The sequence below is a fragment of the Pseudoalteromonas sp. N1230-9 genome (genome assembly GCF_032716425.1).
GTDB lineage: Bacteria > Pseudomonadota > Gammaproteobacteria > Enterobacterales > Alteromonadaceae > Pseudoalteromonas.
Genome location: NZ_CP090419.1, coordinates 1322853 through 1344240, shown reverse-complemented (window position 1 = coordinate 1344240; position 21388 = coordinate 1322853). Strand labels below are relative to the sequence as shown.

The window sequence follows — 21388 nt, the reverse complement described above, 5'->3', positions numbered from 1 at the left end:
CTATTCCTGATCAATACCTAACATTTTCTTTAATTGACTTAACTCAGCAGCTTCGCCATTTTTTGCTGCATCTTGAATGGCACGGGTAGGTGCGTGCATCAAGCGGTTGGTCAGTTTATTTGCCAACTCGAGTATCACTTTCTCTGCCTCTTTACCTGTTTGCAACTGGCTAAGCGCCCTTTCAACAAGTTCAGATTTTATATCTTGGACGTCATTACGATAATGACGAATTAAATCCACTGAATCCAGTGAACGCAGCCACATAACGAACTCATTCGTACGTGCACTGATAATGTCTTGTGCCTGTTCGGCTGCTTGCTCACGAGCCGCGATATTCTCGCTTACTATGGCTTGTAAGTCATCAACTGAATATAAATAAGCTGCATCAAGCTCGCCTACTTGGCTTTCGATATCGCGTGGAACGGCAATATCAATAAATAGCATAGGTTTGTGGCGGCGCTTTTTAAGTGCTTGTTCCACGACACCCTTACCAATAATTGGTAGCGTGCTGGCGGTGGAACTTATAACAATATCTGCATCATGTAACCGCTCCGGTAGCTGAGCCAACGCGATAACATCTGCATTGACCTCTGCTGCTAAGCTCTTCGCTCGCTCAATAGTACGATTCGCTACGGTTATTTTTTGTGGGTCATTTTGATATAAATGCTTGGCAACAAGCTCTATAGTTTCGCCCGCACCGATAAGCAGTACATTGGTTTTATCGAGTTTACCGTAAATATGTTTAGCTAGGTTAACAGCGGCATAGGCAACCGAAACTGCACTGGCACCAATGTCCGTTTCAGTTCGAACTTGTTTCGCCACCGAAAAGGTTTTTTGGAATAAACGATCGAAGGTTACGCCAATAGCATCGTGTGTTTTAGCGTTATGATAAGCCTGTTTAATTTGCCCCAGAATTTGCGGCTCGCCTAGCACTAAAGAATCAAGACCACACGATACTCGCATTAAATGATTAATTGCTTTATCACCTTCGTGGTAATAAGTATTATTGCTCAGTTCATGTTCATCCAAACCATGAAAACCTGCCAACCAACGTAACAAGGTTTGGGAATTACGCTCAGCAAGGCTACAATAGATTTCGGTTCTGTTGCAGGTCGAAACAATAACCGCTTCATTAAAATGCGCATGACCGCTTAATTGCTGTAACGCCTCAGCCATTTGCTCAGGTGAAAACGCGACTTTTTCACGTAATTCTACGGATGCGGTTTTGTGATTTATACCAAGTGCTACGATGGTCATATGTACCAAATATTGCTAAGCCCAGCTGTAAAGGCGTTAATTTTACCAAAAATCAGCGGAATATGGAAAGTAAGGAACGACATTTGATTAAACAATATTTGATTTTATTCATGTTTTTTTTATTTATCAGCGGTTGTGCGCAAAAAATGTCAACCGTTGATTACATTTATCCTGACTGGAAAAGCCGTTTAGAACAACAAGCTCAGTGGCAAGTACAGGGAAAAATGGCATTTATTAGTACAGAGCAGCGCCAATCTGCTAATTTAAATTGGCAACATGATGAGCTATACAGTGACATAGTACTCACCAGTTTTATTGGCACGCGTATTTTGTCTTTAAAACAGAGTGCGCAAGGGGCCGAACTTGAATATGACGGTGATGTTTATACCGATCGTGATGCCGCTATGTTGTTATACCGTTTAACTGGCTTTTCGATTCCATTAGATAACGCCGCAAAGTGGCTAAAAGGCACTGTCGAAAACGACCAAGCCAGCTATGACGAGCAAGGCCGATTAAAAAATCTTATTTGGCAAGCACACAATGGCCAACAGTGGCAAATAACCTATTCAGATTACATTAAACAAGATGGCTATTGGCTTCCTGTAAAGTTAAGCCTTAAAAACCAAAAAATCCGTATCAAAATTCAACTTAATGATTGGCAGTTAAATTAATCATGACGCAAGTATCAACCGCCCCGCTAACGTTAATAGCGCCTGCAAAACTTAATTTATTTCTTCATATAAATGCGCGTCGTGATGACGGCTACCATGAGTTAGAAACCTTATTTACCTTTTTAGAATTTGGTGATGATTTAACGTTTACAGTGACCCATGATCCAGATATCAAAGTGACGGGTGATACAAACGGCATTGCATTAACAGACAACCTTATATATAAAGCGGCTCTCTTGTTACAACAACACTGTCGTTGCCAGCAGGGTGTTACTATCAAACTGTTAAAACGCTTGCCAATGGGCGGCGGTGTTGGTGGTGGCTCTTCCGATGCCGCCACAACTTTACTTGCGCTTAATAAATTATGGGACTGTCATTTATCTTTACACGAGTTAGCAAATTTAGGCGTGACCTTAGGCGCTGATGTCCCCGTATTTATTAATGGCCACACCGCAATTGCGCACGGCATTGGTGAGCAACTTCATAACGTCGAGTTACCAAAGCGTTGGTATTGTGTGATCCACCCAGGAGAGCATGTAAGCACCGCGAAAATTTTTACTCACCCCGATTTAAAACGCGATACACCGAAACTAAAAGCAGACTGGCAAACAGAAAATTTACGCAATGATTGTGAGGCTTTAGTTAAAAAGCTCTGCCCCGAGGTTGAAAAAGCCCTGCAGTGGTTGCTAAAATACGCCCCGTCAAAGATGACTGGTACAGGCGCTTGCTGCTTTGCTGAGTTTTCAACCGAGGCACAAGCACAGCAAGTTTTAGCCGAATTACCAGAAAAATGGACAGGGTTTGTTGCAAGTAGTGCTACAATTTCTCCTGCTCATACAGCTTTAAATGCTCACTTTGAAATGAAGTAACGTACAAGTAAATGTTAACCTGCTTTGGTGCCTACCATAGCCTGTTAGTCCCAAAATTCAGTGCCTGAGGAACCCTACCGTGCCTGACATGAAGCTCTTCGCTGGTAACGCAACACCTGAGCTAGCTCAAAAAGTTGCAAAACGTTTGTATATTGAATTAGGCGATGCTGTTGTTGGCCGTTTTAGTGACGGTGAGATCAGTGTTCAAATTAATGAAAATGTTCGTGGTTCTGACGTTTTCATTGTTCAATCAACCTGTAACCCCACTAACGATAATCTGATGGAACTTATCGTTATGGTTGATGCCCTACGTCGTGCATCCGCTGGACGTATTACCGCAGTTATTCCTTATTTTGGTTATTCGCGTCAGGACCGCCGTGTGCGCTCTGCTCGTGTACCAATCACAGCTAAAGTAGTTGCAGATTTCTTATCAAGTGTTGGTGTTGACCGCGTATTAACTGTTGACCTACACGCAGAACAAATCCAAGGTTTCTTCGACGTACCGGTTGATAACGTATTCGGTAGCCCTGTGCTATTAGAAGACATGAAAGAGCGCGACTTCGAAGACGTCGTGGTTGTTTCTCCTGATATCGGTGGTGTTGTTCGTGCTCGTGCAATCGCGAAGCTATTAAATGACACTGACCTTGCTATCATCGATAAGCGTCGCCCACAAGCAAACGTATCACAAGTAATGCATATTATTGGTGACGTTGAAGGTCGTGACTGTATCATCGTTGATGACATGATTGATACGGGCGGTACTTTATGTAAAGCAGCTGCGGCGCTTAAAGAGCATGGTGCAAAACGTGTTTTTGCTTATGCAACCCACCCAGTTCTTTCAGGTAATGCAGCACAGAACATTCGTGAATCAGTTATTGACGAAGTGATTGTTACTGACTCAATACCACTTACTGACGAGCTTAAAGCACTTGATAACATCAAAGTACTTACGCTTGCAGACATGCTTGCTGAAACAATTCGTCGTATCAGCAACGAAGAATCAATCTCTGCGATGTTTGAGCATTAATCAACAGCGCATGATATTGAAAAAAGCACCATTTGGTGCTTTTTTTGTAGCCGTTATTTATTTTCCCCACAAGGGGTGGTATGATAGCGCGCCTTTTGGCTAGGGACCTTGGTCGCAAAGGCCCTAAGACTATTAATTATTGGAGACATTATGTCAACTTATACATACAATGCAGAATTACGTACAGAAACAGGTACTGGTGCGAGCCGCCGCCTACGCCGTGAAGATAAAGTTCCTGCAATCCTTTACGGTGCTGACAAAGAAGCTGCATCTATCGTTCTTGCACACAAAGATATGATCAAAGCGCAAGAAGACGAAGGTTTCTACACACACATCCTTACTTTAAACATCGGTGGCGAGTCAGTTGAAGCTATCCTTAAAGATATTCAACGTCACCCGTTCAAGCCTAAGATCACTCACTTAGACTTCCAACGTGTAGATGCTTCTCACAAACTTCACACTAAAGTGCCAGTACACTTCATCGGTGAAGAGAAAGTAACTAAAGCAGGTAACACTGTTGTTCACCAATTAACTGAAATCGAAATCACGTGTCTTCCTAAGTCACTTCCTGAGTTCGTTGAAGTTAACGTTGCAGATTTAGTAGCTGGTGATTCAATCCACCTTTCTGACCTTAAACTTCCTTCAGGTGTTTCATCTGTTGAGCTTGCTAAAGGTGCAGATCACGATCAGTCAGTTGTTACTGTTAAAGCTAACAAAGCTGCTCCTGCTGAAGAAGCTTCAGAAGACGCTGCAGAATAATTTTTAAGGTGTACACACCTTGAATTCTATTCAAATGCTTGTGGGCCTGGCTAATCCAGGCCCCGAATACGCAAACACACGCCATAATGCAGGTGCTTGGTTCATCGAAGAACTCGCTGCACGTTATAATTGCACTCTCAAACATGATCCTAAATATCACGGCCTCACTGGCAAAGTGATTATTCAAGGCCAAGAATTTAAACTACTGATCCCTACAACTTATATGAATTTAAGTGGTAAATCGGTGAGTAGTCTTGCTAATTTCTTTAAAATTCCTGTTGAAAACATTCTCGTTGCTCACGACGAAATGGACTTAGAACCAGGCATTGCTAAACTAAAAAAAGGTGGCGGCCACGGTGGTCACAATGGTTTAAAAGACATTATTGCGAAAATGGCAAACCAAAAAGATTTTATGCGCCTTCGTATTGGCATTGGACACCCTGGTCACCGAGAAATGGTAACAGGTTGGGTGCTAGGCAAAGCTGCGAAAGACGATCAAGAAAAAATGGATGCCGCAATCGACGAAGCAGTTCGTTGCATGGAAATTCTTGCAAAAGATGGTGTGTTAAAAGCACAAAACAGACTACATTCATTTAAACCTTAATCCGTTTTAATGAAATTACACAAGGTATCTTACTATGGGTTTTAAATGTGGCATCGTTGGTTTGCCAAACGTTGGTAAATCAACATTATTTAATGCACTAACTAAAGCGGGAATCGAAGCCGCTAACTTCCCTTTCTGTACTATTGAACCAAATACGGGTGTGGTGCCAGTTCCTGATGCGCGCTTAAATGCACTAGCTGAAATCGTAAATCCACAACGCATTTTACCAACAACGATGGAGTTCGTTGATATTGCAGGCCTTGTAAAAGGCGCTTCAAAAGGTGAAGGTCTAGGTAACCAGTTCCTTGCGAATATTCGTGAAACAGATGCAATTGGTCATGTTGTTCGTTGTTTTGAAGACGAAAATATCGTCCATGTTGCTGGTACTATCGATCCAGCTGACGATATTGATGTTATTAACACCGAATTAGTACTTGCAGATATGGATAGCGCAGATAAAGCGCTTGTTCGTAATGCCAAGAAAGCAAAAGGCGGCGACAAAGACGCTAAAGAACAAAATGCAGTGTTAGAAAAAGTAAAAGCGCACCTAGATGAAGGTTTAACATTACGTTCTTTAGAACTCACGAAAGAAGAAAAAGCGGCAATTAAAACGCTTAACTTTTTAACAATCAAACCAACGATGTACATTGCGAATGTAGCAGAAGATGGTTTTGAAAATAACCCTTACCTAGATAAAGTACGTGAAATTGCCGCTGCTGAAGACGCTGTTGTAATTCCTGTTTGTGCTGCTATCGAATCTGAGTTATCTGAACTTGAAGAAGAAGATAAATTAGAATTTATGGCTGACCTAGGTTTAGAAGAACCAGGCCTTAACTTAGTGATCCGTGGTGGTTACGAGTTACTTAAATTACAAACCTACTTTACTGCAGGTGTAAAAGAAGTACGCGCATGGACCATTCCAGTAGGTGCGACGGCACCACAAGCTGCTGGTAAAATCCACACAGACTTCGAACGTGGCTTTATCCGTGCTCAAACGATCGCTTTTGACGATTATATTGAGTTCAAAGGCGAAAGCGGTGCAAAAGAAGCTGGTAAAATGCGTCAAGAAGGTAAAGAGTACATCGTTAAAGACGGTGATGTCATGAACTTCTTATTTAACGTATAAGTTCTTAAGCAACTCTATTTAAAAGGCTCGTTATTACGAGCTTTTTTATTTTCTGGGTTTACATCACGATACGCATGCTATTTTTAGCACTGCAATAGCGCCATTTTATCTCCCTACTCTTCTACTCTATATAGCTGTAAATGCATTCATGAGTTAAAAAAACTCTCAACAGAATAGTTTTTAAATTTATGATCTTAATTTTTGTATAAAAATCAAACAGATTAAAAATGAGCTTTTATTAACAATAATACGTAACATACTTTTAGAGTCGTCTTTGACCGACAAAAAAACAGCAATTTAAGTAAAATTTAACCTGTTAGCTTAATTTTAATGCAAACAAACCCTGTTAAGTGTTTTTTTGCAAAAAAGGTGTTGACGGATTTAGGTCATATCAGCATAATACGCCCCGCACTCAGCGATGAAGTGTTAACAAAAAAGATGGCTAAGTAGCTCAGTTGGTTAGAGCACATCACTCATAATGATGGGGTCACAGGTTCAAATCCCGTCTTAGCCACCATTCTTTTTGTTGCTCAATGAAGAGTTTAAAATAACTACCAGTACTTTTAGTACGAATGATGCGGGTGTGGCGGAATTGGCCGATGTCTTGATTAAGACGCTGGATTTAGGTTCCTTTATTGCAAACGCAAAAGGTATGCGGGAGTGGCGGAATTGGTAGACGCGCTGGATTTAGGTTCCAGTAACTTCGGTTGTGAGAGTTCAAGTCTCTCCTTCCGCACCATGTTCTTGATAAGAACTCAAACTATCAAGCTTTTGTTGGGATATCGCCAAGCGGTAAGGCAGCAGGTTTTGATCCTGCCATTCCCAGGTTCAAATCCTGGTATCCCAGCCACAATGGCTAAGTAGCTCAGTTGGTTAGAGCACATCACTCATAATGATGGGGTCACAGGTTCAAATCCCGTCTTAGCCACCATTCTTTCTTTAGAATGGCTCTGCAGGAGTTAAAGCTGCACTCAATAAAGAGTTTAAAATAACTACCAGTACTTTTAGTACGAATGATGCGGGAGTGGCGGAATTGGTAGACGCGCTGGATTTAGGTTCCAGTAACTTCGGTTGTGAGAGTTCAAGTCTCTCCTTCCGCACCATGTTCTTGATAAGAACCAAAACTATCAAATTATTCTTTGTTGGGATATCGCCAAGCGGTAAGGCAGCAGGTTTTGATCCTGCCATTCCCAGGTTCAAATCCTGGTATCCCAGCCACTTTCTCAAAGTGAATAAAGAATGCTCAATGAAGAGTCTAAAATAACTACCAGTACATTAGTACGAACGATGCGGGAGTGGCGGAATTGGTAGACGCGCTGGATTTAGGTTCCAGTAACTTCGGTTGTGAGAGTTCAAGTCTCTCCTTCCGCACCATGTTCTTGATAAGAACTCAAACTATCAATTATTCTTTGTTGGGATATCGCCAAGCGGTAAGGCAGCAGGTTTTGATCCTGCCATTCCCAGGTTCAAATCCTGGTATCCCAGCCACTTTCTCTACCAAGAAAGTGAATAAGAAAACTCAGGCTAAGAGTTAAAATTAGCAGACCCTATGATGCGGGAGTGGCGGAATTGGCTGGAGTCTTGATTAGACGCTGGATTTAGGTTCCATTACTTTACACTTGCATCACACTATGTGCGGGAGTGGCGGAATTGGTAGACGCGCTGGATTTAGGTTCCAGTAACTTCGGTTGTGAGAGTTCAAGTCTCTCCTTCCGCACCATGTTCTTAAGTAGAACTAAAACTCTTCAAGTTTAGCGTTGGGATATCGCCAAGCGGTAAGGCAGCAGGTTTTGATCCTGCCATTCCCAGGTTCAAATCCTGGTATCCCAGCCAACTACTTCTCTTTCTAATTTCTAATTTCTAATTTCTAATTTCTAATTTCTAATTTCTAATTTCTAATTTCTAATTTCTAATTTCTAATTTCTCCAAAATTTAATTCATTTTTATTTAGCACAAAAAAAACGGGCTAATTTTCATTAACCCGTGTTTAGTCTCTATCACTATGTGATTAACTTAATGTCCCGCTAATCGCATATTTTAAAACCCAGTTCTTTGCAGGGCCTGTGTTATTAGCAAGCTTTAAAAACTTACTGCGCACCCAGCTCAGTGGTTTTATCTTGTTTGAAAAACCAAAGTAACATGCATCCATCATGCTCATCATCAGTAAATTAGCGTGGCGGCGTTTTTTCTCGTATCGTTTTAATAACGCTTGCTGACCCACATCAGGTTGATCTGCCAAAACATCTGCCAGTGCAACGACATCTTGAAAGCCTAAGTTCACACCTTGCCCAGCGAGCGGGTTAATTGTGTGCGCCGAGTCACCGACTAAAACTAAACGGCCGTGCGAATAATCATTGGCGTGTTGGCGTGCAAGTGGAAAAACAGCATGCTCAAGCAGCTCAAAGTCGCCCGGTAGTTCAGGGAAATGCGCAATGAGCTTTGCTTTAAGTTGCTCATTCGACAATGTTTGCCACTGCTTTAAAACCGCAGCATCGTGATAACAAATTAAATTTGCATAAGGTGCCTGCATAGGTAAAAACGCGACAGGTCCGGTTGGCGTGAATTGTTGCCACGTTTTTACTTGCTGCGGGGCATCTAATTTGATTAACACGCCCATGCAATGCTGACCATATTGCCAACCCGTTACACCTAAGCCAGCTTTAGTTCGTAATTGTGACTGTCCACCGTCTGCTGCAACAACTAAATCGGCAGTATATTGGGTGTCACCATACTGTAAGGTGATTGAATCAGCCGTTTGAGTAATATCCATGATGGCTGACGTTTGCTCTATCACTTCGATGTTGTACTTGGCGAATTGCTGCCAGAGGCTTGCTTGAATTAAATTATTTTCGATTAAATGACCTAAATGCGTTTCGCCAATCTCATGGCAATCAAACAATAAATTCTCACCTTGCTGCTGGTAGGCCTCTAGTTGTTGATAAGGTGCAATGCGATTTTGTCTTAGTAACGGCATGGCACCGAGATCATCAAGTAAATTTTCTGAAAAACGATTAATAGCCGAAATGCGAATATCGACCTTACCTGAGCTAAGAATATGATCAGCATCGATAAGATGCTTTTCAATAACGGTGACATCCCTACCCTGCTTGGCCAGTTTTACAGCAGTAGCAGCACCTACCATGCCACCACCGACAACAATTACCTTATTTTTATTCATTTAGCATTCGCTCATTTGGCTATTTAAATACGCTGTAAATTGTAACGTAATTCAATAATCAGTGTCAGTGCATTTACTGCTTAAGAATTTCAAAACAGTGACTTGTTTGATTTCACACCACAAAGATAAAAACTATACTTGGATCTGTGCGGGTATCCAGCTAAAATACGCGTCCTTTAAGTCGGCATACTTGCCACTTAATCCTGTTTCTAACACATTTTTGTGTCACTACCGAATTGAAAACGAGGCTATATTTCAATGAGTAAAAAGCTGCATATTAAAACCTGGGGTTGTCAGATGAACGAGTACGACTCTCAGAAAATGGCTGATCTACTAGATGCGACTAACGGCTATCAGTTAACTGAAGAAGCCGAGGACGCTGACGTGATCTTACTCAATACCTGTTCAATCCGTGAAAAGGCACAAGAAAAAGTATTCCATCAGCTTGGCCGTTGGAAGCTATTAAAAGACGACAAACCAGAGTTAATCATTGGTGTTGGTGGTTGTGTTGCATCGCAAGAAGGTGACTCAATTCGCCAACGTGCGCCGTTTGTTGATGTAATTTTTGGCCCGCAAACATTACACCGCTTACCAGAAATGATTAAGCAAGTGCAAAGTGGCGACAGCAGCTCGGTAGTTGACGTTTCATTCCCTGAGATTGAAAAGTTCGATCGTTTACCAGAGCCAAAAGCGGAAGGCCCAACTGCATTCGTATCAATTATGGAAGGTTGCTCTAAATACTGTACATTCTGCGTAGTACCTTACACGCGTGGTGAAGAAGTAAGCCGCCCACTTGATGACGTATTACTTGAAGTTGCACAACTTGCAGAGCAAGGTGTTCGTGAAGTGAACCTACTTGGTCAAAACGTAAATGCCTATCGCGGTGAAACTCACGACGGTGAAATTTGTTACTTCTCTGATCTATTACGTTATGTGGCAGCGATTGACGGTATTGACCGTATTCGTTACACCACCTCGCACCCTGTTGAGTTTACGCCAGATATCATTGATGCGTATGCAGACGTGCCTGAGCTTGTTGATCACCTACACTTACCTGTGCAAAGTGGTTCAGACCGCATTCTTAACCTTATGAAACGTGGCCATACTGCAATCGAGTACAAATCGACAATTCGTAAGTTACGTAAAATTCGCCCTAACCTAAGCATGTCATCAGATTTCATCATTGGTTTTCCTGGCGAAAGTAAAGCGGACTTTGAAGCAACCATGAACCTTATCAATGATATTGGTTTTGATATGAGCTTTAGTTTTATCTACAGTGCGCGCCCTGGTACGCCTGCTGCTGATTTACCTGATGATGTATCAGAGCAAGAGAAAAAAGAACGTTTATACCTGTTACAAAATCGTATTACGCAAATGGCGCAGCAAATCAGCCGTCAAATGTTTGATACAGAACAACGTATTTTAGTTGAAGGCCCTTCTAAGAAGAACCCAATGGAATTACGTGGTCGTACAGAGAACAACCGAGTTGTAAATTTTGAAGGTCCACACTCTGTGATCGGTCAATTCGTTGATGTACGTATTACTGAAGCATTGCCAAATTCTTTACGTGGTGAATTAATTCGTACAGAATCAGAGATGAACTTACGCCGTGATGTGGCACCATCATCTATTTTAAGTAAGGCAGCCGAGGCAGAAGCTGCACAAGCCCCTAACGAAATTGGCGTTGCTACTTTCGTCCCGTAGGGGAAAATTTGGTGCAGGCACCGCCTGCACCCATCAATAGGAAGCTATTTTGAGTAATCAATTAAAAACTTTAGAGATTTATTTAGAACCCGCCGACAATAAACGCCTTTCATCTTTATGTGGTCCGTTTGACGAAAATATCAAACAAATTGAGCGCCGATTAGGTGTAGAAATTGCTCATCGCGATAATTTTTTCAGAGTCACTGGTAAGCTTCACTGTGCTGCAGCGAGTGTCGAAATCTTAAAAAACCTTTATGTTGATACTCAACCTGTACGTGGCCAAATTGGTGAGATAGAACCTGAAGCGGTTCATTTAGCAATTAGCGAATCAAATGCCCTAGAGCAAGATGAAAATCCAGGCGTTTATGGCAAAGACATGGTGATTAAAACCCGCCGTGGCGTAATTAAACCGCGAAACGACAACCAAGGCGTGTACATTGCAAATATTCTGCATCACGATATTACCTTTGGTATTGGACCTGCTGGTACAGGTAAAACTTACCTCGCTGTTGCAGCCGCTGTTGATGCCCTTGAGCGTCAAGAAATTCGTCGCATTCTACTTACGCGCCCTGCCGTTGAAGCTGGTGAAAAACTGGGTTTCTTACCCGGTGATTTGAGTCAAAAAATCGACCCTTATTTGCGCCCTCTTTACGACGCATTATTTGAAATGCTTGGTTTTGAGCGCGTTGAAAAACTGATCGAAAAAAACATCATAGAAGTTGCCCCACTTGCATATATGCGTGGCCGTACATTGAATGATGCCTTTATCATCCTAGATGAAAGCCAAAACACCACAGCAGAACAAATGAAAATGTTCTTAACCCGTATTGGTTTTAATTCAAAAGCGGTAATCACTGGCGATATCACCCAAGTCGATTTACCGCGCGGTGCGCGCTCAGGCCTACGCCATGCAATTGAGGTGCTAAATGATGTTGAAGCAATTAGCTTTAACTTCTTCCAATCTCATGATGTTGTGCGTCACCCTGTCGTAGCTCGTATTGTAGAGGCCTACGAGCGTAATGATGAAGCTGAGCGTTTAAAGCGAGCTGAAAAGCAACGTATTAAAGAATCACAAGCAAACCAACAAGAAGCAAACTCGTGACCGAATTAGACCTACAAATAGCCTGTGAGTTTGATAACTTACCCAGCTTTGAACAATTCCAGCTTTGGGCTGATAAAGCCCTTAGCAATTATCGTGAAGACGCTGAACTGACTATTGTGATAAGTGATGAGGCGCAAAGCCAACAGCTTAATAATGACTATCGTGGTAAAGACAAGCCGACTAATGTCTTATCGTTTCCGTTTGAAGCACCACCTGGTATTGAGTTACCTTTAGTCGGTGACTTAATCATTTGTCCGGCGATTGTTTTAGCCGAGTCAATTGAACAAGAAAAGGCCTTTCACGACCATTTTGCCCATATGGTGATTCATGGATGCTTGCATTTACTTGGATTTGACCATATAAAGGACGAAGATGCACTTGAAATGGAAAGCATAGAAAAGCAGTTACTTGCCGATCTGAACATCGCTGACCCATATCGAGACGATATTTAAATTAACGGAGCAATTAGACGCAATGAGCGACGACAACTCGCAAACTAGCCAGGGTTCTTCTGGCAAAACTTGGTTGGGCCGTATAGCCCAAATGTTGCAAGGGGAACCCCAGAATAGAGAAGAGCTGGTAGAAGTAATTGCCGATGCGCAAGAACGCGACCTTATCGACCCTGAAACAAAGGATATGATTGAAGGGGTACTGGGTGTATCAGAGCTAAAAGTGCGCGATATAATGATACCGCGCTCACAAATGGTAACCCTAGAAGTCGATACACCTCTAGAACAGCTATTACCTATGATGGTCGATTCTACGCACTCACGCTTTCCTGTCGTATGCGAAGATAAAGACCATGTTGAAGGTATTTTATTAGCTAAAGACTTATTACCATTGATCATCAATAAAGATGAGCAACTGCCTTCGCTGCGTGATTATTTACGACCAGCCGTTGTGGTGCCAGAGAGCAAACGTGTTGACACGCTCCTTAATGAGTTTCGTCAACAGCGTTACCACATGGCCATTGTAATCGATGAATATGGCGGTGTATCTGGTCTTGTGACTATTGAAGATATTCTCGAAATCATCGTTGGTGAAATTGAAGATGAGCACGATGAAAGCGAAGACCAACAAGATATTCGTCAAGTTGCAAAGCATGTTTATGCCGTGCAAGCACTGACACCGGTCGACGACTTTAACGAATACTTTAAAACAGGTTACAGTACCTCAGATGCAGATACTATTGGTGGTACTGTATTGCATGCGTTTGGCCATATGCCGAGCCGTGGTGAAACCATTGACATTGATGGTTTACAATTTAAAGTCACCAATGCGGACAATCGTCGCATCTTGCAATTGCAAATAACTATCCCTAAGGCTGATGATAACGACAGTGAAGAAACTGCTAACTAACCTAAGCCTTCTTGCAAAAGATAAAAAAGCCTGGCTCGCACTTATTGCGGGCCTCTTTTTGACCCTTAGTTACGCCCCCTTTAACCTTTGGTATATTGCTTTTATATCACTCGGTGCCCTTCTTTACTGCATTAATCCCCTTGCAAGTGGTAAGGCCGCAGCAAAACAAAGCGCCAAATATGGCTTTATCTTTGGTTTGGGCTGGTTTGGTGCAGGTATTAGCTGGGTGCATGTTTCTATTGCGACTTTTGGCGGCATGCCACTGATTGCCTCTATTTCGCTTATGGTTTTACTGTGCGCATATTTAGCCCTGTATCCTGCATTAGCCGTTTGGCTCACTACACGTCTTGCTAACGGCCCCTATAGCTTTATTTGTTGGTTACTTGCTACCGTTGCTATTACAGAATATTTACGCGGCACTTTGCTTACCGGCTTTCCTTGGCTGAGCTTTGGTTACACCCAAACAGACAGCCCGCTGAACTTTTTAGCCCCCGTGATTGGTGAGTTTGGTATCACGCTAATTTGCGTATTCATTGCCTTTTCGCTTTATCGCTTGATAAGCAAAGATATTAAACCGTTAATTATTTCTGTCGTAATACTTACAGGCTTATATTTTATCGCAAATAGCAGCCCTACAAAGTATCAAGATAAAACAATCAAAACAGTTCTCGTACAAGGTAATATTAAACAGCACTTACGCTTTGAGCCGTCAGAATTTTGGAATACCATGAGTAAATACCAAGACATGACCCGCCTGCATTGGAATGCTGATTTAATTGTTTGGCCTGAAGCCGCAGTCCCAGAGCTCGAAGCATTGGCTACTGACTATTTAACAGGTCTTGATAGCGCTGCCACATTTAATAATACGGCACTTATTACAGGTATCGTTGATTACCAATACGACACCCGTAATATTTTCAATACCCTAATCGTACTTGGTAAAAAAGAGCTGGAAGATAGCGAAGGCCACTATCAGTATTTAGCTAAAAACCGCTATCAAAAGCATCAGTTATTGCCGATTGGTGAATTTGTGCCATTCCAAGAATTACTGCGCCCAATCGCACCATTATTTGATTTGCCTATGTCATCTTTTACCCGCGGCGATGAAGTGCAAAATAATTTACGGGCAAATGGCTTAAATATTTTACCGGCTATTTGCTATGAAATTGCTTTTTCTGAGTTGGTTCGTGGTAATTATCGCAGTGACTCTGACATTTTGTTCACGGTCAGTAACGATGCGTGGTTTGGTGATTCGCATGGCCCACATCAGCACATGCAAATAGCGCGTATGCGCGCCCTTGAATTACAGCGCCCGCTAATTCGAGTGACCAACAATGGCATTAGCGCCGTTTACGACCCTATTGCTAAATCGCAATTAGCTATGCCGCAATTTAAAGCCGATGTACTCGAGGCAAATATTACGCTTATCAAAGGCGATAGTATTTATAGCCAATACGGCAATTTGCCAGTATGGGCTATAGTGATATTGCTCAGTGCTGCTGGTGTGATTGCAAGATTCAAAAAGTAACCATTAAAAAGGCTTCATGATGAAGCCTTTTTTGTGTTTTAAGATTCTATCTTTATCAACTCGACATCAAATATCAGTAATGAGCCAGCTGGAATACTACCAACGCGCTTACGCCCGTAAGCAAGCTGCGGCGGGATATAAAAGGTGAATTTATCCCCTTCGCTCATTAACTGTAAACCCTCAGTCCAACCGGCAATCACTTGGTTTAAACCAAAGCTAATTGGCGAGTTACGTACTACTGAGCTATCAAATACGCTGCCATCCATAAGCGTACCATGATAATGCACTTTAACCTTGCTAGTAGCATTGGGTTTTTCGTCATTCCCTGCGCTTTGCTCTATTTTGTATTGCAAACCTGAGGCTGTTTCGTGTACATCATCAGCTTTACTGTTATTCGCTAAAAAATCAGCAGCGAGTTTTTCATTTTCAAGGGCTTGTAGCTTAGCCTTTTTGCTATTTTTAAAAATTAAGAAACAAAAAATACCAATAATCAGTAAAAGTATTAAATTAATCATTCCGCGTCCTTCTCATCATTATCGCCATTAACGATATCTGCAATATTGGCAAGCCTAGCAAGTGCCAGCGCATTGATAGAATCATCGGTATAGCCCTGCTCTGTCATTTCGCCAGCTTCTTTTTCCATTAATAAACTCAACGCTTGATCTACTGTTTCAACGGCATAAATATTAAAACGACCTTTTTCAACAGCGTCGAGCACTTCATTATCAAGCACTAAATTCACTTGGTTAGATTTAGGAATAATCACCCCTTGCTCACCGGTCAAGCCACGCATTTTACATAACTTAAAGAAGCCTTCGATCTTCTCGTTCACACCACCAATTGATTGCACGTCTCCGTGTTGGTTGATAGAGCCAGTTAATGCAATTGATTGGCTAATAGGTAAGTTCGTTATTGCTGATATAAGCGCACACAACTCCGCCAGTGACGCGCTATCACCGTCGATATAGCCATAGCTTTGTTCGATTGCGATATTAGCACTGAGCGTCAAACTAAATTGCTGAGCGTATTTATTACCTAAGTAACCGGTTAATAGCATCACCCCTTTTGAGTGAATTGCTTTACCCAGCTCTGCTTCGCGCTCAACGTCAATCACACCATCAGCACCTGCATAAACAGTGGCTGTAATGCGTGCTGGTGTACCAAATGAAGTATCACCAATATGCAGTACAGTTAAACCATTCACTTTACCCACGGCATGACCTTCAGTGGCAATTAAAATTTGCCCCTCTTTGATATCACTTAGCATGGTCTCAGAGATTTGCCCTGTGCGGTATTGTTTCCCAACAATAGCCTCATCAATATGATGAGCATCTATTACAGTTTGGCCATCCTGCTTTGCATAGAAGCTCGCTTCTGCCACTAATTCTAGTACATCAGCAAAACGCGCAGAGAGCTTGTTATGATGCTCTGCTTGGCGGTAGCTAAACTTAAGCAAACGCGCCATAGCGGCTTCGTTTGTCGTGCAATGTAATGTTTGCTGACAGTATTCAGTCACCTTAGTAATGAACTGATATTGCAGTTTATCGCTACTTGGCAAGTAATAATCAAAGTCAGCCAGTACACGAAACAGCTCAGCAAACTCTTCGTCGTACTCACCAATGGTATAATAAAGGTCTCGTGAGCCTAAAAGCACTATTTTTACATCAAGAGGAATAAGCTGCGGACGTAGCGTAAAACTACTTCCTACGGAGCTGTCTTGATAGGGTAAGTCGTTTTTGATTTGATGCGTTTTTAAAGACAGTTTAAGTCCATCCCATACTTGTGGGTTAGCCATAACTTTCTCTGCATCCATAATCAAGTAACCGCCATTCGCACGGTGCAGTGCTCCTGGTTGGATTGAACGGTAACTGGTGATAAGCGAACCTTGTGAGGTTGCATATTCAATTTTACCGAAAATATTGCCAAAGGTTGGATTCGGTTCATACACCACAGGGGCAGCATCACCTTCTTTGTACTCCACCAGAATATTTGGCGCAAAGAAGTCAGTTAGCATGCCTTTACGGTCAAAGTCCTCTTTGTTTTCATCGTTGTCATCATCGTCAAGCCACTCAAGTACCGCATCGATGATTTCTTCGCGAATGTCTTTTAAGTAACGCAGAACACCAATATGTGTAGCATATTTATGCTCAAGTGCTTTAATCAAGGGTTTAGTAGCAAGCTCTGCGGTTGATTTTTTTAAGTTACGTAATTTTTCTGAGGATTCACGTTTCCAGCGTGGTAGCTCAATTAGCGCTTCTATTAACGCATCTTCAAGCTTTTCAATGACCTCATAAAACTCGTCTCGAAGTGGCTCATCAAGAGATGAAAATTCTGTATCACTGAGCTGTTTGCCATTAACTAAAGGCGCAAAACCAACAACGCCATTTTCTTCAATCAACGCTACACTTTGCTCAAGAGCTGCAATTTCCACGGCAGTGATTGCGGCATCGTAAGTATCGGTAAATTCACGGTCGATTGATTTTTTTTTGCGCTGATAACCTGGATTGTCAAATGCAGCAGGAAATGTATCAAGTACTTCATCTATAAATGAATCTATATCATCAGCTAGTTGCTTGCTCTGCCCTGCTTGCATAAACATTGCTATTGGTTCGCGATGATCATCATAATTATTAACATACAGCCACTCATTTGGCGTTGGGCGCTCTTTAGAATGAGTTGTTAATTTGTCTTTAACAAGAGTAAAGCGGCCAAGTGCGGCTTCCCCCATCACATACACATTGTAACCAGGTAACTCCATACCTAATGAGAAATCAAGCGCACTTTGAGCTCGTTGTTGACCAATAAACGTGAGTGTTTCTGGATAGGGATTTTTCATGCAAGTGGCTACATGATTGTCGGCAATTTCAGGTGCCAATGCGCTAACAGGTAGAGGGATCAGTTTTTTTGTCATTCTAACTTCTTATTTCCCAGCGTTAGCTGGGCATTATAGGTAACGCCCAGCCCAAGCCTGCGTTACTGATTAAGGTTGTAATGCCTTACGGCTAAAGTAAATACCACCACACTCAATACATGGGGTAATTTGCGTAGCATGGTAAACATCGTAACTATGCTGGCAATTTTTACATACTAATGTGCCCATGGCTATCCATTCTCCCTGATGATAGACGCCATTGTGTTTAAAATCTTGATTTAGTGCATGCCATTCAAGTTGCGTTTTGTCTTCGATGTGCGATAACTCGTACCATAGAGACTCTTTTAATTCCATCCATGCCAAGGAATCATAATGGTGATCGTTTTCTTTAATGTGATCGATATCGCGCTTTAAATAGTCACGATATTGATGAAGTTTTTCTTGTCCTAAGTCTTTGAGTGCTTGCTCTGATTCAACAAACTTATCCATCGCATCTTTTAGCTCGTTGTCTTTAACATCCTTTAGCCATTCGCTTAAGTCTTTAAGCCATGATTTATAATCTGCCATCGTTTACTCCTTCAAAAATGATGAAAAATCAGTACTTACTATAGTCAAGTATAGGTTAACCTGCCCTGAAAGTGAGAATTTCATAAAAGCCCTTATTTGCCGCTGTGATTAGCGTGTATTTTGAGTTATCCTTATCGACAATTTTTTATTAATCTGCAAGAAGTCTGGAATCGTAGATGCAAGAGCAATATAACCCGCAAGACATAGAGTCAAAAGTACAAGCCTACTGGGAAGAAAACCAAGTATTTAAAGTCACTGAAGATGAGAGCAAAGAAAAGTATTACTGCCTATCTATGTTCCCATACCCAAGCGGCCGACTCCACATGGGTCACGTTCGTAACTACACCATTGGTGACGTAGTATCTCGCTTCCAACGCTTGCAAGGCAAAAACGTAATGCAACCTATGGGTTGGGATGCGTTTGGCCTACCCGCTGAAAATGCAGCAATCAAAAACAACACTGCACCTGCAAAGTGGACGTATGAAAACATCGATTACATGCGTGACCAGTTAAAGCAATTGGGCTTTGGTTACGATTGGGATCGTGAAATCGCTACATGTCACCCAGAATATTACAAGTGGGAACAATGGTTCTTCACTAAGCTTTACGAAAAAGGCTTAGTATATAAAAAGATGTCAACAGTAAACTGGGATCCAGTTGACCAAACAGTACTTGCTAACGAACAAGTAATTGATGGTCGTGGTTGGCGTTCTGGTGCCATTGTTGAGCAAAAAGAAATTCCACAATGGTTCATCAAAATCACTGATTATGCACAAGAGCTATTAGACGATTTAGACAAACTTGATCACTGGCCTGAGCAAGTTAAAACCATGCAGCGTAACTGGATTGGTCGTTCTGAAGGTTTAGAAATCGAATTCAAGCGTGCTGACAACGAAGATACATTCAGTGTTTATACAACGCGCCCAGATACCTTTATGGGTGTGACGTATGTTGCTGTTGCAGCCGGTCACCCAATTGCACAAGAAGCCGCTAAAAACAGTGACGCTGTAGCAATGTTTGTTGATGAGTGTAAAAACACGAAAATCGCTGAAGCAGACATGGCAACCATGGACAAAAAAGGCATTGCAACTGGCTTTTATGCAATTCACCCATTAACGGGTAAGCAAGTACCTATTTGGGTTGCTAACTTTGTATTAATGGATTACGGCTCAGGCGCTGTAATGGCAGTACCTGCACACGACCAACGTGACTTTGAATTCGCATCAGCGTATGGCCTTGAGATTGCTCAAGTAATCGCACCAGCTGCAGGTTCTGAAGAAACGGTTGATTTAGACAATCAAGCATTTACTGAAAAAGGCGTGTTAGTTAACTCTGGTGAGTTTGACGGTCTTGAGTTTGAAGCAGCGTTTAATGCCGTTGCAGACAAACTAGAAGCGCTGGGTGTAGGTGAGCGTAAAGTTAATTTCCGTCTACGTGACTGGGGTGTTAGCCGTCAGCGTTACTGGGGTTCTCCAATCCCAATGTTAAGCGACGAAAATGGTGATGAGCTTGCAGCAACAGAAGACATGCTACCAGTTCGCTTACCAGAAGACGTAGTAATGAATGGTGTGACTTCACCAATCAAAGCTGATCCTGAGTGGGCTAAAACAACTGTAAATGGCGCGCCTGCATTCCACGAAACAGATACCTTCGATACCTTCATGGAGTCGTCTTGGTACTACGCGCGTTACTGTAGCCCACGTTTTGACGAAGGCATGATTGAACCAGGTGCTGCAAATTATTGGTTACCAGTAAACCAATACATTGGTGGTATTGAGCATGCGATCTTGCACTTACTTTACTCGCGTTTCTTCCACAAGTTATTACGTGACTTTGGCCTAGTAAACTCAGATGAGCCATTTGAGCGCTTACTATGTCAAGGCATGGTATTAGCTGATACTTTCTATCGTAAAGATGAGAAAGGCGGTGATATCTGGATTTCACCAACTGATGTACAAACTGAAACAGACGACAAAGGTCGTGTTGTTAAAGCGTGGCACAAAGAAGATGGTGAGCCGGTATTCTCTGCAGGCATGAGCAAAATGTCGAAATCGAAAAATAACGGTATCGACCCGCAACAAGTTATTGCCCAGTACGGTGCAGATACAGTGCGTTTATTCATGATGTTCACAGCACCACCAGAGCAAACTCTTGAGTGGTCTGATTCAGGTGTTGAAGGTGCAATGCGTTTCTTAAAACGTATTTGGAAATACGCGGTTGATGTTGAAACTGTGGGCTACCAAGCGCTTGATAAATCTGCATTAAATAGCGACCAAAAAGTACTTCGTCGTGAACTACATAAAGCCATTGCAAAAGTGACTGATGACGTTGAGCGTCGTCAAACATTCAACACCGCAATTGCCGCAATCATGGAAATCTCGAACAAGTTACTTAAAGCACCACTTGCTGATAAGCAAGATGTGGCAATTGCTAACGAAGCACTTGAAGCATTACTTATCATGCTTGCGCCTATCACGCCGCATATGTGTCACCAGTTATGGCAAGATCTTGGCAAAGAAGGTGACATCTTAGATGCAGCTTGGCCAACAGTTGATGAGTCAGCACTTGTTGAAGATGAGAAGCTAATCATCGTACAAGTTAACGGTAAGCTACGTGCTAAGTTAACAGTGCCTGCAGATGCAACCAAAGAGCAAGTTGAAGCATTAGCATTTGCTGAAGAAAACGTGACTAAGTTCACAGATGGCGTAACAGTTCGTAAAGTTATTTACGTACCTGGTAAGCTACTTAACGTGGTTGCCAACTAA

The 21388-nt window shown here is 42.2% G+C and carries 17 protein-coding genes and 10 tRNA genes; 22 read left to right on the top strand and 5 right to left on the bottom strand.

Going from position 1 to position 21388, the window contains the following annotated elements:
* Nucleotides 1-1257 carry a glutamyl-tRNA reductase gene (gene hemA / locus LY624_RS06315; RefSeq protein WP_205989563.1) on the bottom strand — a complete coding sequence of 419 codons (1257 nt, stop codon included), beginning with the start codon at nt 1255-1257 and terminating at the stop codon, nt 1-3.
* 83 nt (nt 1258-1340) lie between these two features.
* Here hemA and lolB point away from each other — a divergent pair, with 83 nt between their 5' ends.
* From lolB to LY624_RS06235, 16 genes are all read left to right on the top strand, one after another.
* On the top strand, nt 1341-1928 hold the full coding sequence (gene lolB / locus LY624_RS06310; RefSeq protein WP_341804120.1) for a lipoprotein insertase outer membrane protein LolB: 588 nt from the start codon (nt 1341-1343) through the stop codon (nt 1926-1928).
* Between the two features lie 2 nt (nt 1929-1930).
* Nucleotides 1931-2797 carry a 4-(cytidine 5'-diphospho)-2-C-methyl-D-erythritol kinase gene (ispE, locus tag LY624_RS06305; RefSeq protein WP_130151353.1) on the top strand — a complete coding sequence of 289 codons (867 nt, stop codon included), beginning with the start codon at nt 1931-1933 and terminating at the stop codon, nt 2795-2797.
* Between the two features lie 79 nt (nt 2798-2876).
* The gene (locus LY624_RS06300) at nt 2877-3824 is read left to right on the top strand and encodes a ribose-phosphate pyrophosphokinase (RefSeq protein ID WP_062570664.1); all 948 of its coding nucleotides are present in this window, start codon (nt 2877-2879) and stop codon (nt 3822-3824) included.
* 150 nt (nt 3825-3974) lie between these two features.
* Entirely contained in the window at nt 3975-4583 is a 609-nt protein-coding gene (locus LY624_RS06295) for a 50S ribosomal protein L25/general stress protein Ctc (protein WP_062570663.1), read from the top strand.
* Nucleotides 4584-4602: 19 nt separating this feature from the next.
* On the top strand, nt 4603-5187 hold the full coding sequence (gene pth / locus LY624_RS06290) for an aminoacyl-tRNA hydrolase (protein WP_062570662.1): 585 nt from the start codon (nt 4603-4605) through the stop codon (nt 5185-5187).
* 34 nt (nt 5188-5221) lie between these two features.
* A complete protein-coding gene (gene ychF / locus LY624_RS06285; RefSeq protein ID WP_062570661.1) occupies nt 5222-6313 on the top strand; it encodes a redox-regulated ATPase YchF in 1092 nt (363 codons plus the stop codon).
* A 440-nt stretch (nt 6314-6753) separates the two neighbouring features.
* A tRNA-Met gene (locus tag LY624_RS06280) sits at nt 6754-6830 on the top strand.
* 137 nt (nt 6831-6967) lie between these two features.
* Nucleotides 6968-7052: transfer RNA gene (locus LY624_RS06275), tRNA-Leu, on the top strand.
* A 36-nt stretch (nt 7053-7088) separates the two neighbouring features.
* A tRNA-Gln gene (locus tag LY624_RS06270) sits at nt 7089-7163 on the top strand.
* Nucleotides 7164-7167: 4 nt separating this feature from the next.
* A tRNA-Met gene (locus LY624_RS06265) sits at nt 7168-7244 on the top strand.
* Nucleotides 7245-7331: 87 nt separating this feature from the next.
* A tRNA-Leu gene (locus LY624_RS06260) sits at nt 7332-7416 on the top strand.
* A 40-nt stretch (nt 7417-7456) separates the two neighbouring features.
* A tRNA-Gln gene (locus tag LY624_RS06255) sits at nt 7457-7531 on the top strand.
* Between the two features lie 71 nt (nt 7532-7602).
* Nucleotides 7603-7687, top strand: a tRNA-Leu gene (locus LY624_RS06250).
* A 39-nt stretch (nt 7688-7726) separates the two neighbouring features.
* Nucleotides 7727-7801, top strand: a tRNA-Gln gene (locus tag LY624_RS06245).
* 147 nt (nt 7802-7948) lie between these two features.
* Nucleotides 7949-8033, top strand: a tRNA-Leu gene (locus LY624_RS06240).
* A 38-nt stretch (nt 8034-8071) separates the two neighbouring features.
* Nucleotides 8072-8146, top strand: a tRNA-Gln gene (locus LY624_RS06235).
* Between the two features lie 175 nt (nt 8147-8321).
* On the opposite strand, the gene LY624_RS06230 is transcribed toward LY624_RS06235, so the two are convergent.
* Nucleotides 8322-9491 carry an FAD-dependent oxidoreductase gene (locus LY624_RS06230; RefSeq protein WP_341804119.1) on the bottom strand — a complete coding sequence of 390 codons (1170 nt, stop codon included), beginning with the start codon at nt 9489-9491 and terminating at the stop codon, nt 8322-8324.
* Between the two features lie 258 nt (nt 9492-9749).
* Here LY624_RS06230 and miaB point away from each other — a divergent pair, with 258 nt between their 5' ends.
* From miaB to lnt, 5 genes are read left to right on the top strand one after another with little or no spacing between them, the layout of a single operon-like run.
* Nucleotides 9750-11195, top strand: coding sequence for a tRNA (N6-isopentenyl adenosine(37)-C2)-methylthiotransferase MiaB (gene miaB / locus LY624_RS06225; protein ID WP_130151350.1), 1446 nt, complete (start codon nt 9750-9752; stop codon nt 11193-11195).
* A gap of 49 nt (nt 11196-11244) precedes the next feature.
* A complete protein-coding gene (locus LY624_RS06220) occupies nt 11245-12297 on the top strand; it encodes a PhoH family protein (RefSeq protein WP_237119403.1) in 1053 nt (350 codons plus the stop codon).
* A complete protein-coding gene (ybeY, locus tag LY624_RS06215) occupies nt 12294-12749 on the top strand; it encodes an rRNA maturation RNase YbeY (protein WP_062570657.1) in 456 nt (151 codons plus the stop codon). The genes LY624_RS06220 and ybeY overlap by 4 nt, the downstream gene beginning before the upstream one ends.
* Before the next feature lie 22 nt (nt 12750-12771).
* Nucleotides 12772-13656, top strand: a complete 885-nt coding sequence (gene corC, locus LY624_RS06210) for a CNNM family magnesium/cobalt transport protein CorC (RefSeq protein ID WP_130151348.1) — start codon at nt 12772-12774, stop codon at nt 13654-13656.
* Nucleotides 13637-15184 carry an apolipoprotein N-acyltransferase gene (lnt, locus tag LY624_RS06205; RefSeq protein ID WP_341804118.1) on the top strand — a complete coding sequence of 516 codons (1548 nt, stop codon included), beginning with the start codon at nt 13637-13639 and terminating at the stop codon, nt 15182-15184. The genes corC and lnt overlap by 20 nt, the downstream gene beginning before the upstream one ends.
* A 38-nt stretch (nt 15185-15222) precedes the next feature.
* Here the strand turns inward: lnt and LY624_RS06200 are convergent, their stop codons facing one another.
* The 3 genes from LY624_RS06200 to LY624_RS06190 all read right to left on the bottom strand — a co-directional run bounded on the left by LY624_RS06200 (nt 15223) and on the right by LY624_RS06190 (nt 18623).
* Nucleotides 15223-15699: an FKBP-type peptidyl-prolyl cis-trans isomerase gene (locus LY624_RS06200; RefSeq protein WP_130151346.1), complete on the bottom strand. Its 477-nt coding sequence runs from the start codon at nt 15697-15699 to the stop codon at nt 15223-15225.
* Nucleotides 15696-18095, bottom strand: coding sequence for a Lon protease family protein (locus LY624_RS06195; protein ID WP_130151345.1), 2400 nt, complete (start codon nt 18093-18095; stop codon nt 15696-15698). The genes LY624_RS06200 and LY624_RS06195 overlap by 4 nt, the downstream gene beginning before the upstream one ends.
* Nucleotides 18096-18164: 69 nt before the next feature.
* Nucleotides 18165-18623 (bottom strand): zinc ribbon-containing protein, encoded by a 459-nt coding sequence (locus LY624_RS06190; protein WP_130151344.1) that lies wholly within the window; start codon nt 18621-18623, stop codon nt 18165-18167.
* Nucleotides 18624-18799: 176 nt separating this feature from the next.
* Between LY624_RS06190 and leuS the strand changes: the two genes are divergently transcribed.
* Entirely contained in the window at nt 18800-21388 is a 2589-nt protein-coding gene (gene leuS, locus LY624_RS06185) for a leucine--tRNA ligase (protein WP_130151343.1), read from the top strand.